Annotated in this window: 18 protein-coding genes; 12 read left to right on the top strand and 6 right to left on the bottom strand. The window is 43.9% G+C overall.

Annotated features, from left to right (window positions below):
• Window positions 1-9: 9 nt before the first annotated feature.
• From ABDW33_RS15385 to ABDW33_RS15365, 5 genes are all read right to left on the bottom strand, one after another.
• Complete coding sequence (locus ABDW33_RS15385; protein WP_343690962.1) at window positions 10-1,095, bottom strand: Gfo/Idh/MocA family oxidoreductase; 1,086 nt, start codon at window positions 1,093-1,095, stop codon at window positions 10-12.
• Between the two features lie 161 nt (window positions 1,096-1,256).
• The gene (locus ABDW33_RS15380; protein ID WP_343690961.1) at window positions 1,257-1,844 is read right to left on the bottom strand and encodes a hypothetical protein; all 588 of its coding nucleotides are present in this window, start codon (window positions 1,842-1,844) and stop codon (window positions 1,257-1,259) included.
• The gene (locus ABDW33_RS15375; RefSeq protein ID WP_343690960.1) at window positions 1,844-2,341 is read right to left on the bottom strand and encodes a sigma-70 family RNA polymerase sigma factor; all 498 of its coding nucleotides are present in this window, start codon (window positions 2,339-2,341) and stop codon (window positions 1,844-1,846) included. Before ABDW33_RS15375 ends, ABDW33_RS15380 begins: the two co-directional genes overlap by 1 nt.
• Entirely contained in the window at window positions 2,341-3,240 is a 900-nt protein-coding gene (locus tag ABDW33_RS15370) for a TraB/GumN family protein (protein WP_343690959.1), read from the bottom strand. The genes ABDW33_RS15375 and ABDW33_RS15370 overlap by 1 nt, the downstream gene beginning before the upstream one ends.
• Window positions 3,241-3,402: 162 nt before the next feature.
• Window positions 3,403-4,347, bottom strand: a complete 945-nt coding sequence (locus ABDW33_RS15365) for a glycoside hydrolase family 43 protein (RefSeq protein WP_343690958.1) — start codon at window positions 4,345-4,347, stop codon at window positions 3,403-3,405.
• 51 nt (window positions 4,348-4,398) lie between these two features.
• Between ABDW33_RS15365 and ABDW33_RS15360 the strand changes: the two genes are divergently transcribed.
• The 6 genes from ABDW33_RS15360 (at window position 4,399) to ABDW33_RS15335 (ending at window position 8,253) form a co-directional block, all read left to right on the top strand.
• Window positions 4,399-4,881 carry a hypothetical protein gene (locus ABDW33_RS15360; RefSeq protein WP_343690957.1) on the top strand — a complete coding sequence of 161 codons (483 nt, stop codon included), beginning with the start codon at window positions 4,399-4,401 and terminating at the stop codon, window positions 4,879-4,881.
• 297 nt (window positions 4,882-5,178) lie between these two features.
• Complete coding sequence (locus ABDW33_RS15355; protein WP_343690956.1) at window positions 5,179-5,676, top strand: hypothetical protein; 498 nt, start codon at window positions 5,179-5,181, stop codon at window positions 5,674-5,676.
• 44 nt (window positions 5,677-5,720) lie between these two features.
• Window positions 5,721-6,866: a DUF4221 family protein gene (locus tag ABDW33_RS15350; RefSeq protein ID WP_343690955.1), complete on the top strand. Its 1,146-nt coding sequence runs from the start codon at window positions 5,721-5,723 to the stop codon at window positions 6,864-6,866.
• Complete coding sequence (locus ABDW33_RS15345) at window positions 6,853-7,218, top strand: hypothetical protein (protein ID WP_343690954.1); 366 nt, start codon at window positions 6,853-6,855, stop codon at window positions 7,216-7,218. The genes ABDW33_RS15350 and ABDW33_RS15345 overlap by 14 nt, the downstream gene beginning before the upstream one ends.
• A gap of 34 nt (window positions 7,219-7,252) precedes the next feature.
• Window positions 7,253-7,840: a Crp/Fnr family transcriptional regulator gene (locus ABDW33_RS15340; RefSeq protein WP_343690953.1), complete on the top strand. Its 588-nt coding sequence runs from the start codon at window positions 7,253-7,255 to the stop codon at window positions 7,838-7,840.
• Window positions 7,841-7,899: 59 nt separating this feature from the next.
• The gene (locus ABDW33_RS15335) at window positions 7,900-8,253 is read left to right on the top strand and encodes a hypothetical protein (RefSeq protein WP_343690952.1); all 354 of its coding nucleotides are present in this window, start codon (window positions 7,900-7,902) and stop codon (window positions 8,251-8,253) included.
• A gap of 49 nt (window positions 8,254-8,302) precedes the next feature.
• Here the strand turns inward: ABDW33_RS15335 and ABDW33_RS15330 are convergent, their stop codons facing one another.
• Window positions 8,303-8,596: a pyrimidine/purine nucleoside phosphorylase gene (locus ABDW33_RS15330; protein ID WP_343690951.1), complete on the bottom strand. Its 294-nt coding sequence runs from the start codon at window positions 8,594-8,596 to the stop codon at window positions 8,303-8,305.
• 308 nt (window positions 8,597-8,904) lie between these two features.
• Here ABDW33_RS15330 and ABDW33_RS15325 point away from each other — a divergent pair, with 308 nt between their 5' ends.
• The 6 genes from ABDW33_RS15325 (at window position 8,905) to ABDW33_RS15300 (ending at window position 14,990) form a co-directional block, all read left to right on the top strand.
• A complete protein-coding gene (locus ABDW33_RS15325; protein WP_343690950.1) occupies window positions 8,905-11,136 on the top strand; it encodes a glycoside hydrolase family 3 N-terminal domain-containing protein in 2,232 nt (743 codons plus the stop codon).
• Window positions 11,137-11,427: 291 nt separating this feature from the next.
• Window positions 11,428-11,967, top strand: coding sequence for a hypothetical protein (locus ABDW33_RS15320; RefSeq protein WP_343690949.1), 540 nt, complete (start codon window positions 11,428-11,430; stop codon window positions 11,965-11,967).
• A 206-nt stretch (window positions 11,968-12,173) separates the two neighbouring features.
• Window positions 12,174-12,617 (top strand): thioredoxin family protein, encoded by a 444-nt coding sequence (locus ABDW33_RS15315; RefSeq protein WP_343690948.1) that lies wholly within the window; start codon window positions 12,174-12,176, stop codon window positions 12,615-12,617.
• Window positions 12,601-13,557: an FAD:protein FMN transferase gene (locus ABDW33_RS15310; protein ID WP_343690947.1), complete on the top strand. Its 957-nt coding sequence runs from the start codon at window positions 12,601-12,603 to the stop codon at window positions 13,555-13,557. The genes ABDW33_RS15315 and ABDW33_RS15310 overlap by 17 nt, the downstream gene beginning before the upstream one ends.
• Window positions 13,554-13,778, top strand: a complete 225-nt coding sequence (locus tag ABDW33_RS15305) for a DUF4266 domain-containing protein (RefSeq protein ID WP_343690946.1) — start codon at window positions 13,554-13,556, stop codon at window positions 13,776-13,778. Before ABDW33_RS15310 ends, ABDW33_RS15305 begins: the two co-directional genes overlap by 4 nt.
• Window positions 13,779-13,787: 9 nt before the next feature.
• Entirely contained in the window at window positions 13,788-14,990 is a 1,203-nt protein-coding gene (locus ABDW33_RS15300; protein WP_343690945.1) for a DUF3570 domain-containing protein, read from the top strand.
• Window positions 14,991-15,018: the final 28 nt, after the last annotated feature.

Here is a 15,018-nt window from a genome sequence, read left to right as displayed (position 1 = left end):
CGTTCCCCATTATAGCTGCAACGCCACTTTTTTGCCCGTTCTTACTGCCTCATAAATGCCATCGATCACCTTCAGGTCTTTCACAGCTTCCTGCCCATCCACCGGTACTATTGGTCGCTTATTATCAAATATTATCGCCGCCATTTCATCCATCTGCACGGCCTGATGTATTGTATGCGGCTTATCTAATTCTCCTTTATTTGTCCTTCCTTTTATGGGTCCATAATTAGTTGAAGGCTGCATTTCTACAAAACCTTTCTCGCCGTTCAAAAAGAACCGATCCAAATTATTCATAGCATAGGTTGACAAACAGGAGGCCGTTGCACCACTGGGAAAACCAAACTGGAATTGAATGGTCTCATCGACACCTTCCTTAAATTTGTTATGATCGGTTTTTGTTTCCTGTGCAGTCACCCATATAGGATCCTCACCAGTCATATACCTGGCGCCGTTGATCGCATAAATGCCAATATCCATTAATGATCCTCCACCTGCTAACTGCTTATTCAACCGCCATTGAGACGGGTCCCCTATCTTAAAGCCACACAGCCCCTGAAAGAACAGTACTTTTCCGAACTCACCATTATTCCGCATACGGATGACCTCGAGGGTATTGGGTTCAAAATGCATACGATAGCCGACCAACAACTTCACACCCGCCTTCTTACAGGCATCTATCATCTCCTGCCCTTCCTTTGCATTGACAGCCATCGGTTTTTCACAGATAGCATGCTTCCCTGCTTTCGCTACACGGATCACCTGGTCATGATGCAGGGCATTCGGTGTAATCACATAGACAGCATCTATATCCGGGTTGTCTTTTATATTATCGAAATTCTCGTAGTTATAACAGTTTTTGTCAGGTATGTTATATTTGGACTGCCACTGCTTAATCTTGGCGGGCGTACCGCTGATAACGCCGGTCAACTTCACACGCGAACAGGACTGTATGGCCTCGGCCACGCGGGTACCATAGCTGCCAAGGCCACAAATAGCGACCCGAAGGGTTTTCTCTTCATAAAGTTTGAAATTGGTAAATGGAACCGCCAAAGAAGCCATGGCAATGTTTTGCAGAAAAATACGACGGGAATTCATGATTGTAAGGTTGATATGGGTTATTCATGTAAGATAGGGATTTATTTCTAACCTTTTACAATTTTAGTGAACGACATGTTCAAGGGCAAAATGGATTAGATATTAAGGCTTATTGAAATTATAAGGCCGCCTTCAAAATGAAAGGCGGCCTTATAAAGTGGCTAGTCAAATTCTGCCAGTAACATCTTCAGGTCTTTCATTTTTCTCCCGAATCGTTTGTTTGTATACCACCTGTTTATATAATACATCCCCACTCCCATCAGTAAAGTATACAGCGCCATCATGTACCAGCCAGTACCGGGTGAATCAGTGAATAACGTCGACAATGCACCTGTAGCAGCAATCGTAGAAATCCACAGGTAGAGGAGCAAAGCTTTTTCTGTTCTTGTATACATCTCCTTTAAATATCCTTTCACACCCACATCCTTCTGCAACCGTGAAATCCGCAGCAACCGGAAGAATAACACAATACTTCCGGCCAGATATACAATTCCTCCTATCAAAGCCATCCTCAAAGCATTGTTGATTAAATGCCCATATCGTGACGTTCTGATCACCAGGTAAATAATGGCAAGTAAAGTCGCCGCAATAATCACTATTTCGTTCCTGAACGCTGTCCTTAACCGATTCCGGCTCTTTATCAGCCGCTCATCTATGATCGTGCTGACGGCCTGCTCAGAAAGAGCTTCCTCGCTACCATGTGTGACAGCACCTTTTAACAGAGATTCGAAGTCATCATGCATGTTCATCACTGAGGTGTTTTAGTTGTTGTATTCAAATTATGCTTCATTTTCTGTTTGATCCGGTTGAGCTTCACCCCGACATTACTCTCGGACTCACCGGTGATCTCGGCTATTTCCCGGTAACTGATCCCTTCAATGTATAAAAGGATGAGCGCCTTTTCTGCCTTCGGAAGTGAGCGGATCATTTCCCATAATATCCGTTCCTGTTCATGCCTTACCTGTTTATCTTCTTCAATCACAGGTTCCGCTGCTATCGTGCGCAGGTGCCTGTTCCGGGTGGCGGATTTCCGTGTATAAGTAAGGGCAGTATTTAAAGCTACCTGGTACATCCATGTCGAGATCCTGCTTGCCGCCTTAAACCGGGGATAAGATAACCATAACTGTAACCAGATTTCCTGCAACAGATCATCTTTATCCTCTTTATTATCTGCATAGATATTCACTACCTTATAGATGATTCCCTGGTGAGGCATTGTAAGTTGTAGAAATTCGGCTTTGCCCATTACTCATGTGCCTTTTTGATGATAACAGGGACATTTTTCAGCGTATATCCTTTTTGCTGTAATAAAGCAATCAGTCCGGTGTGATTGCCAAAATGTCCGGCACCTACTACCACTAACGGATGCTCTGTGCGAAGAATAGAATCGATTTTATTGGTCATGGTCACGTTACGGTTTGCACGAATGGCATCGTCAAAGCTGGGGTCTACCGGCATATTATCATTCAGTACGGTCATGAGGTTATCTAATTCCTGTTTGGTATACACTTCCGTCAGCTTCTTTACCTGCTGTTCCAGCGAGCAGCTTTCATCAAGTGATTTCTTCAGCATATCGGCCTGTTTAACGATAGGTACGGCATTAATTGCGGCCATTTGTTCTTTGGTTGTTTCCAGGCCGCCAATGGGCTTCTTTTGGGCCAGTGCATTTCTATAGAGTTCAAAGTCTACCGTGGTGGCATTGGTGTAGCCGGCAGCAACCCAGGACATGAGGATTAACGGTTTGATCTTATAGATCTTGTTTCCCATACCTTTTAACATAGGGGACGCCGCGGCCAGTTTGTGAAGGCTGCGTAGGGAAGTGCTGTCTAATATCTTATCGAGGTACTGGGTGGTGTCTTTAATAATCACTCCCGCCATCAGTTCCGCCTGATCGACATTGGCAAAATCCATTTCAAAATAGACCTTGCTTACTTTGTTTAACAATCCTGCTGGTAGCTGTGGTAATCCATATAATGTAGTATCATAAAGGTGCACAGTACCGAACAAATAAGCGGGTTCTTTCATGTCTTTACCGGTGATTTCCCATAAGAGTCCTTTTTTCTGCTGTGCAGTAGTTACTTTACATACTGATACGAACAGCACAATACAGATTACAATAGTATTGATATACATAGGTTGTTTCATTTTGAATGTTTATTCATTAGTATACCAAGGGGGTAAAAACTTACAGCATATGGGAAATAAATTTTGAATTACCAGACAACAGTCCAATTAACAACTGATAGTCAACAAATTAAAGCACACGTTTTATACTGGATAAATGATCTTTTATTAGCGGAAACTATCTTACTCAGCTTTCAACCATTGAAAGGAAGCGGTATCTACCACCAGCACTGCCGGTCCGCCATTCACATCCCTGAACTTCAATTTGATGATGCCTGTAGCACGAGGAGCCACCTTATCGGCCGAATGGTGGGTATGCAATACATAGTACAGATTTCCACTGTTATCCAGGAGGATATCCCCGTGGCCGGTTCCATTCTGCCGGATATTACGCCTGCTGATGATCGGACTTTGCGCATACTTTTTCCAGGGTCCCCGGGGCGAGGTGGCGGTGGCATACCCGACTGCATAATCTTTATTCCTGAAATCGTTGGCAGCGTAAACCAGGTAGTAAATGCCCTTCCGCTTGAAAACTGTCGGGCCTTCCGTAACGGGCCAGTCCGTCTTCGCAGTATTTTCCCATGGTTCGGTTCCCGATATACATTCCTTTTCGGTACCCGGTATAACATCTGACAGATCTGGTTTCATTTCAGCGACAAATATCCTGTTGCCGTGCTGTAACTTCACGTGATAGAGATATATCTTTCCATCGTCATCAAAGAAAATAAAAGGATCAATCTGTTTACCTGTGCCGCTAAGTGTATACACACTATCCTGTTTGAACGGGCCGGCAGGACTATCCGACTTTGCTATTGCCAGTTGTTCATTAGCGGTATAAGCCATGTAATAGGTACCCTTATACCAAAAAACCTGTGGCGCCCAGAACCCCTGCGTACCATAACCGTCTCCACGATTGAACGCGAGGTGAGTTGCAGCTTTCCAGCGTTTAAGATCGACAGATTCATAAAAGGGAAATCCGTCGGGGCTGCCGGTACCATATAAATAATACTTTCCCTTGTCTGCAAGTATCGTTGGATCTGCCAGGAAAATGGAAGGCTGTTGTGCCAGGCATTTCGTGGAAATAAAGGCGGCACATAATAACGTGAATAAATATTGCTGAGTAACCATATCTGCTAAAGATAATAAGGGATGTAAAATAATTATCCATTAAAATAAATCATGAAGAAAAACATACACGAGTATATTGCAAACAAAACTGTTAACGTCAGCTACAATACGACGCCGCTGATTAGCTCCTACCACGCCGTCAGCTTCAGTAACATGCTGTCTACCGCACCTGAAACAGCAGGTTTGAATGGTTGGGTACAGCGAGGAACGATCGGGCAGATCTTTACTGATAACGGAATGCAAGGTACAGTTCCTGTATACCGATATTATCTGAACAATGGCACCTTCTTCTTCAACACCAACTACAATGAAATAGGCAATGGTGGAGATCTGGGGCACCTGGATTATATCATCGGCTATATCTATGCACAACCTACAGCGGGTGCTATCCCTATTTATCGTTATAACAGTAATGGGAAACATTGGTATACGACTAATTATAACGAACTAGGTGCTGGTGGATACAAAACCTATGGTGCTTTCATTCGTGCCTATTTTGTTTACGAAGGTATCATGGGTTATATCAAACAGTAATCTTTATAAATATAAATAGTGGTGGTCTCAGAAGTAAGTGGCAATAATTGATCCCGAAACTGCCCCGTTGGGTATCGGATTGATCTGCTAATGTACGTCTGAGATCACTGCCATTGCATATAATAGAGTATTATTACTCAATATTCATATTTGTAGATGAAAATTAAAAAGCGGTTTAATAACTTCAACCTGCTTGAATATTGTGGGCGGACACAAGACCTATACATTGACCTTATAACCTATTTACATCAACCAACGATTATTCAATTCAATTACAATTAAACCCGAATTCTGACAATGCGCAGCAACTTAACCCTGGCCGTGCTGGCCTTCATTTGCCTGTTTTTCTCCTTTTGTACCAGAGATAGCAGCGAGTACCCGGATGCGGGAAAGCTGAAACCAGCTAATCAGTTGGCCGATCTTGATTTCGGCAAACAGTACAACGCAATATCCTGTACGATCGGTAACTGTATTGGAACCAAATGTGAAGCAACGAAGGGAAATAGCTGTAAAAAGGAGGCAGACTGTATAGCTATAGCAGGTGGTTGTAAAGGCGGTGGTGGCGGTGGTATTGACATTCCTACGTTCCCACCGACCTTCCCACACGATTCGCTCATCTTCAACCCGGACACAATCATCTTTACCCCTGATCCGGATACTATCAATGCCGAGATAGAAATACTAGCCACCAATCATGCCACTGAATTGTTAAAAGCTGGTATTATTGACGAAAAAGGCGTTCAGAGAGTAAAGACCATAGCCAGGCAGGCACTTATTATGGCAAGAAAAAAATAATTAAAAGGTTGCCATCACGTATGTGATGGCAACAATCTATTACCATGAGAATTGCAACCTTTGCCTTCCTATTGCTATTGCTTACTGGCTGCTTTAACGCGAAAGAGAACGAGGTATCTTACACAAAATACCAGGATACAATTACGATTCCGGCTCCGTTGTCATTCAGCTTGTTTCAATACAAACATCCGCTTATTTATTTCCTTAATGGCGACTCTAACCAGCTCTTTGTATTCAACCTTGATCAAAACAGGATGGTTGGCAGGGTACAGATACCTGCATCTCCCTATAACAACATAGAATTTGGTGGGATACATAGCTTTTACGTCCATAATAACGACTCGATATTCTTACAGGACCTTTATAGCTTCTCTATTATAGATACATCAGGTAAAAGAAAATACAATAAAATCATTAACTCACCAGGATCGAATCACTGGCCTGCAATCCTGTATAACAATATCAGCGGGGTATTCCCGATATACTATGATACAGTATTGAATAAATTATTTACAAGGCAATATAGTGGTGAGAAAATGATGAGTGAGCGGGAATTTTATGCTGTAAAAGTAGAGGCACAGATGGATTTACGGGATAGTATTATGAAAGAGCTCCCCGTTGGATATCCCGTGCTATACAATAAGAATTACTGTGGCGAAGCCAATCTGGTGTTCCGTGAAGTAGCTGATAGCACGAATATTTATTCTTTTATGGCATCCCCTGATATCGTGATCTATAACCGCTACAATGGTGACATCAAACGCCTGACAGCAAAAAGCCGGTTACAACACAAAGACTTTACTCCATTGAGCTTACATTACAGCAAAGAAATGAACCGGAAAATGGATCACCTGGTCGAGAACCCGCTGTACATGAAGATCATTTATGACAAATACAGGTCCTGCTATTACAGGATACTTCTGAATGCGAAAGAAATTAAAAACGAAGATGGTAGTTATAATACCTTTTCTGACAAGGACCTGATTATTTCTGTATTCGACAAAAATTTCCGGCTGCTGACGGATGTCAACGCAGGTAGTAACCACTTGTGGGACTATTCCTTTGCTACACCTAAAGGGCTGTACATTCTAAGGATATCCGACAATACACATATCAAACAAGCTACGATAAATGGAAAGGATCTTATTTTCGATATTATTACTTTTGACATTGGGCATGCACGCATGTAAGCCCAAAGATGAATACCAGGAAAGAGTACAAGGTGTGGTGAAATACCTAAATAAAGAACATCACTTCTCAATTGATGATTGCACCAGTGTCTTCCTGCTGGAAGCTAACAAATGTAATGTGTGTAATGCTGAAAACCTGCAAAAAATTGCTGCCGACGTACCACTGAACAAAACGGTATTTATCCTTTCGGCGCCGGATGATTCAGTTAGTGCTTTCATCGACAGAACCTATGCAGATAAAAAGATCTTCATAGATGACAAAGGCATTTTGCCAAGGTACGGCTTATCTTTTATGCAAAATCTCAGAGCAGACATCTGCGATGGTACCCTGAAGTCTTATCATTTTTATTGAGAAATGACTACCTTTCGTGCACAGTGTCTGCTTCATGGAAATACATCACGCGATTTTAAAAACGATTGCAAAGCATATTACGCTTACAAAAGAAGAAGAAAATTTTTTCACCAGTCTGCTGGTGTATAAAGAGATTCCTAAAAAAACAACGATCCTGGCCGAAGGCCATCCCTGCACGCAGCTCAGTTATATTCGTTCCGGGGCTTTACGCTCTTACTGCCTGGATGAAAAAGGGAAAGAATCGACCATTATGTTTGCCATGGGTGACTGGTGGCTGACAGACATGTATTGTTTTCTGAACGAAAAGCCCAGCATGACCTATATCGAAACAATCGAAGACAGCCAGGTCTTTAACCTGAGCAAATTCAATTTTGACCATTTGCTTACCGCTATTCCTAAATTCGAACGTTTTTTCCGCATCCTGATGCAGAATGCCTACACACGGGAACAACTGCGAAGCATAGAGAACCTGACGTTGAACGCAGAAGAGCGATACACCCGGTTTATCAATAAATACCCCCACATTGCCAGCAATGTGACACAGAAGCAGATTGCCTCTTACCTGGGCATTACGCCTGAGTTTTTGAGCTATATCCGTAAAAAACACGCAAGGAACAAATAACTTAAGGTACCTTAAGTTTGGTGTGCGGGATTCTTATTTCTTTTGTAAAAAAAAGACGTATGTTAATTTTAATTGCCGGTCCGTACCGCAGTGGGACGAATGATGATCCCCAATTGATGAAAGAAAACCTGGATAAGCTGGAGGCAGTTGCCCTGCCATTATTTAGAAAGGGGCATATACCATTTATAGGAGAATGGATGGCATTGCCATTGATTAAATTAGCGGGTTCAAAACAGCCTGGTGATGCAGCATGGGAGGAGATCCAATATCCGGTGGCGCATAGGATGCTGGAGAAGTGCGATGCCGTGTTACGGATAGCAGGTGCGTCCAAAGGGGCGGATGCAGACGTGAAGAAGGCGCAGGAAATGGGATTGAAAGTATATTATAGCCTGGAGGAAGTACCATCTGTATAACACAACAGGGGATTGATTCCCTGTTGTGTTATACAGATGATCATGTATTTTATTCGTAGTAACAAATATAAGCTACATCGGCCTCACATACTACTTCAAATGACGAGTTGCCGGGTACTTCAAAAGATTCGCCCTTTCTGTACCTGATTAGTTCTCCACCTGGCAGCTTTGCGCTCATTTCACCTATGATCACTTCCATGATCTCAGGGCTGCCGGTATTGAAGGAATAAGTTCCCTGTTTCATAACCCCCACAGTCGCTTTCCCTTTAGGGACCTGCACTCCCAGGCTTTGTACTTTTCCATCGAAATATACGTTGTGAGATATTTTGTCTACACTGCTCATAATACTGATTTAATTAATTGATGGAACGAAAGTAATATATAGAATGACAGCGATTTGTAAAAAATGTAATGAATAGCAAGCAGGCAAAATTTAAACTGTTAATCAACAAGTTACAAAAACAAATCATCATAACACACCATGCTGACAAATACTTCGTGCCGCTGTTTATCGTCAGCTTTATAACTGATATAAAATAGATAAAAAAAGTACTATGGGCGTACCATAAGTTAACCTACATTTGAGCCGGAAAATCATTCAAAAAGACACACCGCTAACTCAACGTACCCATACATTAAATTAACACACTTATGAAAAAATTACTCCTCCTCGGCGCATTCACTGCGACGTCTTTTCTTGGTTATACTCAATCCATTGATCAGAAAGTGGAGTCCCTCGTATCGAAAATGACACTTGAAGAAAAAGCCGGACAAATGACCCAGATCAGTGTCGAAGCCTTTCTCAAATCGACTAATGGAGCCCTGAACGAACCCCATGAATTTGACATGGCCAAACTGGAGGAAGCGATCAAAAAGTACAAGGTAGGTTCTATCCTGAACGTAGGCGGCAACGCGCAGACAGTGGACGTCTGGAGAAACAGGATTGAAACAATTCAAAAACTCGCGCTGCAGGAACGGCTGAAAATACCTGTGCTCTATGGTATTGATGCCATCAGGGGGAACAATTACACGTTGAATGCTGTCATGTTTCCCCAGCAGATCGCCCAGGCGGCCTCCTTCAATCCTGCCATGGCAAAGAAGGCTGCTGCAGTCGCTGCTTATGAAACCCGGGCTTCATTTATTCCCTGGAATTTTAGTCCCGTGCTGGACCTGGGCCGCCAGCCGGTGTGGCCACGTATCTGGGAAACCTACGGTGAAGACCCTTATCTCGTCAGCGAAATGGGTAAGGCCGTGGTACAGGGATACCAGGGTGATGGTATTGTGACAGACAAATACCACGTTTCGGCCTGCCTCAAGCACTACATGGGCTACAGCAACCCGTTAAGCGGTCATGATCGTACCCCGGCCTGGATACCGGAGAGAGAAATGCGGGAATACTTTCTGCCACAGTTTGCCGCAGCAGTGAAAGCAGGTGCAAAAAGTGTGATGGTCAACAGTGCAGAAATAAACGGTATACCTGTTCATGCCAATAAACACATCCTCACAGATATACTAAAAGGTGAACTGGGATTCAAAGGCCTTGTAGTCAGCGACTGGCAGGATATTCAGTACCTGTACCAACGCCATAGGGTAGCAAAAGACAACAAAGAAGCGATCACCATTGCAATCAATGCAGGAATCGATATGAGCATGGTGCCCACTGACTTTATCTTTACAGTAGACCTGATCGAACTGGTCAAAGAAGGCAAGATCCCCATGTCACGTATTGATGATGCAGTAAAGAGAATTCTGAAAGTGAAATATGAAACGGGGCTTTTTGACAATCCAACCGGAAATGCGAAAGACTATCCGCTTTTTAACAGTGCAGCTCATAATCAACTTAATTACGACCTTACAGCAGAATGTATCACCTTATTGAAAAACACAGATAATATCCTGCCATTATCTCCCGGCAAAAAGATCCTCGTAACAGGTCCTTCTGCCAATAGCATGCGCGCACTCAATGGCGGCTGGGCACGCGTGTGGCAGGGTACGACCAGTGACGAAACCGAGAAAGATAAAAATACTATTCTGGAAGCCATCCGGAATGTATTCGGTGCTGCCAATGTACAGTATAGTGCAGGTACAGATTTCGACAAAACACTGGATCTGAAGGATGCAGTTGAAAAAGCTGCGCAGGCAGACGTAATTGTTCTCTGCATCGGCGAGACCAGCTATACTGAAACACCCGGCAACATCGGAGACCTGCGCATTTCCGATGCACAAATAGCGCTTACCCGTGCCCTGGCTGCCACCGGAAAACCTATTGTGTTCGTACTGACCGAAGGCCGTCCACGCATTATCTCTGCAATTGAACCACTCAGCGCTGCCGTACTACACACCTACCTCTCAGGAAACGAGGGCGGCAACGTGATAGCTGATGTACTGGCAGGAAAGATCAATCCTTCCGGCAAACTGCCTTATACCTATCCACGCACGACTAATAGTCTTGTAAACTATTATCATAAATATACCGAGACACTGCAGTTCGACGAGACAGCCGGATATAATCCCCAGTGGGAGTTCGGCTATGGGTTAAGTTATACGCAATTCACTTACAGCAACCTGAAACTGAGCAATACTACGCTGACGAATTCGAAAGCTATCAACGTTAGTGTCGATGTCTCCAATACAGGCAAAGTAACAGGCAAAGAAACGGTTTTACTCTATGTTAGTGATGAAGTCGCCTCTATTACTCCCGAAGTAAAACGCTTACGGGCATTTGAAAAGATTGAGTTACAACCGGGCCAGACCAAAACCGTTTCTTTCACTATCGATAAAGAGAAACTCTCTTTTATTAATGCGCAACTGCAACGAGTGACAGAACCCGGTGATTTCTCTGTTTCTGTAGGCGGACTGAAAGCCGCATTCAAATACGAGTAGCAGATCTGTTAAAAAGGCCTGTATCAAAATTTGAAGTGACCCTAAAATGGTAGACATTTTTAGGGGATATTTCAATTGATACAGGTCTCTTTCTATCAGCTAGCGTCTTATACATTTTTTTTTCATGATAGCAATTGGTCTGCAATGGGCAATAGAAGGACATTATTTTACTTGTGACAGGTACCCTTGTTGGTAAAGTGCCCCTGAACAAAGGTAGCGATGTTGATTATCCTCCTCCACCATGACCGTGATCAATATCCAGGCACCCCATTCGCAGTACCTTAGCCAATTATGAAAAAGATATTCACCATTTTCCTGCTCTCACTCTTCTACCTGCCAGGCATATCACAAACGAAAACCTCTACCGCGGGCATTGAAATAGACGCACTACCTTACCTCACCGGCGGGTATTATGGTTCCATCTGGTACGGCCATCAACATATGCGTTACAGAGCCATTATTACTGCTGTGACCACCCCCTCATTTATGGTCAAAGATGGCTTCACAGAAAATAAGATCAATGCCTATACACTGATCACTGATTACTTTTTCAAACCCGGATTCGAAAAATGGTGGATCGGTGCCGGACTGGAATACTGGAAAGGCCAGATTCAAACCGAGGCCCGGCAATCCACCTCAAAATATGACAATGTGATTGTTACTGCCGGCGGTGGTTATGTCTGGAAATTTTATCATCACTTTTACCTGAATCCATGGGGTGGTATCCATGTAAGAGCGGGAGGCGAAAGTAGTGTACGGGTAGATGACAAAACATTTAACCCGCCGGTAATAACCCCGGAAGTATCGGTAAAAATCGGCTGGCATATTTAGCTTCAGAATCTCTACAGAATCCAGGGATACATTTGCCTGCCCCTTCCTGATTGTGAGCTATCAGATGCTAACAAGACCAACCCGCATGTCTCATATGATTTTTTTTCTTAAAATAACCTTAAAATCAACGCTTTAACACCCTTTTTACATCCTTTCCATTTACTTCGTAGTGCCATCTGTTAAGGAAGCTCTATGGCACCAATTATATGAAAGTACTGCTACTTGCATTGTCATGCCTATGGGCATTTGCGTCCCCGGCATGGGAAACCGATTTTGACAAAGCCAGAAAGCTGGCGGCCGATAAGCATCACCTGATCTTACTGAACTTTTCCGGTTCTGACTGGTGTGGGCCCTGCATCCGGCTCAAAACAGAAATCTTCGACGACAAAGCCTTTCTCACTTTCGCCGACCAGGAACTTATACTGCTGAATGCAGACTTTCCCCGTTCCAGGAAGAACCAACTAAGCAAAGAACAACAAAAACGGAATGACGCCCTTGCGGATAAATATAATCCTGAAGGACATTTTCCATACACGCTTTTACTTGATGAAAACGGAAAGGTTTTAAAGACCTGGGAAGGGTTTCCTAACACCACACCCGATGGTTTTATAGACCAGGTTAAAAACAGCGCGCATGCAGCCGGCAAGTGACATCGTATGCTTGTCCGCACAGGTATACCGGAAGGTGTTGAAACTCATGGGTAACCGTTTTGAACTCACCGTAGTATGCGGAAATGAGGAAGAAGCAAACGAGCATATCCAGGCTGCCATTAATGAAATACGCCGTATAGAACGCCTGCTCACCACCTTTAATGAAGATAGCCAGACTGCCCTGATCAACAGGTATGCGGGTATACAGCCGGTACAGGTAGACCGGGAAGTATGTGAACTGATACTTCGTGCAGAAAAAATATCCCGCATCACACAGGGTGCATTTGACCTGAGTTACGGATCGGTAGATAAAAGTCTGTGGAATTTTGACCAGCACATGACGTCCCTGCCTGATGCTGCTACAGCCCGTGCTATGGTCAGGCTGATCGACTACCGGAATATAAAAGTAGATCTTACCACCAACGAGGTGATGCTGATGATCGAAGGCATGCGCATAGGCTTTGGCGGCATAGGGAAAGGATACGCAGCAGAAAGAGCTAAAATGCTCCTGCTCGGGCGGGGAGTAAGCAGTGGCATTGTCAATGCTGCCGGCGATCTTACTGCCTGGGGTGTACAACCCAATGGTCAGCCATGGACAGTAGGTATTGCAGATCCTGACAGCAGGCACCATCCGTTTTCCTATCTCAATATCTCTGACCAGGCTATCGCTACCTCTGGCAATTATGAAAAGTATGTGATGATAGCCGGTAAAAAGTATTCCCATACAATTGATCCTAAAACGGGACTTCCTGTAACTGGTATCAAGAGTGTTTCTATTATCAGTACCAACGCAGAAATAGCCGATGCGATGGCTACGCCCGTCATGATCATGGGCATCAGGGCCGGGCTGAATATGATCAACCAGATCAGGCAGATTGCCTGTATCATCGTCGACGACCAGAATAGATTATTCACTTCCGATAATATCCAGCTAAAATGACGAAAACAACCTGTAGGCTAGTACTGCTGGCAGCCGCTACGGCCATGCTGTCTACCGCCTGTACTACGGTAAAAGAATACCAGAAGAACCGCCTGAATGATGGCGAGATGACGCTAGGCAACCGCAAAGTAGAAAAAACGGAACTGAGTTTCGAATCTTACCGGGAAGGCGCTTCCGGAGCCAATGGTGCTAAAAGCGGCGGTGGATGTGGTTGTAACTAAACAGCATGTATGAAAAAACTGAATCTCGCTATACTGGCAATGTTCGCAGGTATACTGTATGCAAATGCACAGTCACCTGCTGATACCGGAACATATAAAAACCGGACTTTACAACTGGAAGAAGTCAACATCGTATCCAGCTATTACCATCAGGATGGAGACCGTGCAGCTGTAACTGGCGGCATTGGCACCCAAAAACTGACGGACCTGTCCAATTCCATCCAGGTGACGCTTTCGAAGTATGATACACATGACCGCAAGCATACCTGGAATGTAGAACTGGGCATAGATCATTATACCTCAGCATCATCTGATAACATAGATCCAAAGACGATCTCTTCTGCTTCTGCAGCTGATACCCGCTTCTATCCTTCCGTATCGTGGGAGATGGAAAACAAGAACGGGCGAACCTATGGGGCAGGTGTATCATTTTCACACGAATTCGATTATCAGTCTATCGGCGCGAACCTGTTGTTTGCACAAAAGACCCATAATAAAATGGGAGAATTCTCACTGAAGCTGCAAACTTACCAGGACAACTTAAAATTAATATATCCCATAGAACTGAGAACAAACGGAGGATCCGGCGGATACGGCGAACATGAAGACTACGCTACTGCCGGCAGGAAAACGTACAGTGGATCCATCTCCTGGTCACAGATCGTTAATTCCAGATTCCAGCTCATGTTCCTGATGGATGTTATATATCAGTCGGGTTACCTGGGATTACCTTTTCATAGGGTATATTTCAATGATAATAGCGTACATGTGGAGAAATTACCTGATAGCAGGTTGAAAATTCCACTGGGTATCCGCGCGAATTACTTTGTGGGAGACCGGGTTGTACTGAGAGGCTATTACCGTTATTATCATGACAACTGGCAGATAAGTGCACATACGGCAAGTCTGGAGACATCCGTTAAGTTGTCTCCATTCTATTCTCTTACGCCGTTTTACAGGTACAACCACCAGCAGGGTACAAAATACTTTGCAGGATACCAGGCACATACATCTGCAGATGAATACTATACCAGTAATTACGACTTATCTTCTTTTGATAGTCACTTTTTCGGCGCCGGGATCCGTATGATGCCGCCACATGGTGTATTCGGCTGGCAGCATTTAAATATGATGGAATTAAGGGCAGGGCATTATACACAGAGCAATGGCCTGCATGCAAATATCATTTCACTGAATCTGAAGTTCAAGTAAGCAAAGTGAGGTTGTCCTGAAAGTAAGA

Origin of the sequence: Chitinophaga sp. (assembly GCF_039596155.1) — a bacterium.
GTDB lineage: Bacteria > Bacteroidota > Bacteroidia > Chitinophagales > Chitinophagaceae > Chitinophaga.
The sequence above is the reverse complement of the archived record's forward strand: the minus strand, read 5'-3'. Positions and strand labels throughout refer to the sequence as shown.

Coding starts and splice junctions, on each gene's coding strand:
- ABDW33_RS15340 (WP_343690953.1), top strand. CDS start 7,253: ATGGAAATACATCACGCGATTTTAAAAACGATTGCAAAGCATATTACG.
- ABDW33_RS15360 (WP_343690957.1), top strand. CDS start 4,399: ATGAAGAAAAACATACACGAGTATATTGCAAACAAAACTGTTAACGTC.
- ABDW33_RS15370 (WP_343690959.1), bottom strand. CDS start 3,240: ATGAAACAACCTATGTATATCAATACTATTGTAATCTGTATTGTGCTG.
- ABDW33_RS15380 (WP_343690961.1), bottom strand. CDS start 1,844: ATGAACATGCATGATGACTTCGAATCTCTGTTAAAAGGTGCTGTCACA.
- ABDW33_RS15375 (WP_343690960.1), bottom strand. CDS start 2,341: ATGGGCAAAGCCGAATTTCTACAACTTACAATGCCTCACCAGGGAATC.
- ABDW33_RS15385 (WP_343690962.1), bottom strand. CDS start 1,095: ATGAATTCCCGTCGTATTTTTCTGCAAAACATTGCCATGGCTTCTTTG.
- ABDW33_RS15325 (WP_343690950.1), top strand. CDS start 8,905: ATGAAAAAATTACTCCTCCTCGGCGCATTCACTGCGACGTCTTTTCTT.
- ABDW33_RS15350 (WP_343690955.1), top strand. CDS start 5,721: ATGAGAATTGCAACCTTTGCCTTCCTATTGCTATTGCTTACTGGCTGC.
- ABDW33_RS15305 (WP_343690946.1), top strand. CDS start 13,554: ATGACGAAAACAACCTGTAGGCTAGTACTGCTGGCAGCCGCTACGGCC.
- ABDW33_RS15310 (WP_343690947.1), top strand. CDS start 12,601: ATGCAGCCGGCAAGTGACATCGTATGCTTGTCCGCACAGGTATACCGG.
- ABDW33_RS15355 (WP_343690956.1), top strand. CDS start 5,179: ATGCGCAGCAACTTAACCCTGGCCGTGCTGGCCTTCATTTGCCTGTTT.
- ABDW33_RS15300 (WP_343690945.1), top strand. CDS start 13,788: ATGAAAAAACTGAATCTCGCTATACTGGCAATGTTCGCAGGTATACTG.
- ABDW33_RS15315 (WP_343690948.1), top strand. CDS start 12,174: ATGAAAGTACTGCTACTTGCATTGTCATGCCTATGGGCATTTGCGTCC.
- ABDW33_RS15320 (WP_343690949.1), top strand. CDS start 11,428: ATGAAAAAGATATTCACCATTTTCCTGCTCTCACTCTTCTACCTGCCA.
- ABDW33_RS15330 (WP_343690951.1), bottom strand. CDS start 8,596: ATGAGCAGTGTAGACAAAATATCTCACAACGTATATTTCGATGGAAAA.
- ABDW33_RS15335 (WP_343690952.1), top strand. CDS start 7,900: ATGTTAATTTTAATTGCCGGTCCGTACCGCAGTGGGACGAATGATGAT.
- ABDW33_RS15365 (WP_343690958.1), bottom strand. CDS start 4,347: ATGGTTACTCAGCAATATTTATTCACGTTATTATGTGCCGCCTTTATT.
- ABDW33_RS15345 (WP_343690954.1), top strand. CDS start 6,853: ATGCACGCATGTAAGCCCAAAGATGAATACCAGGAAAGAGTACAAGGT.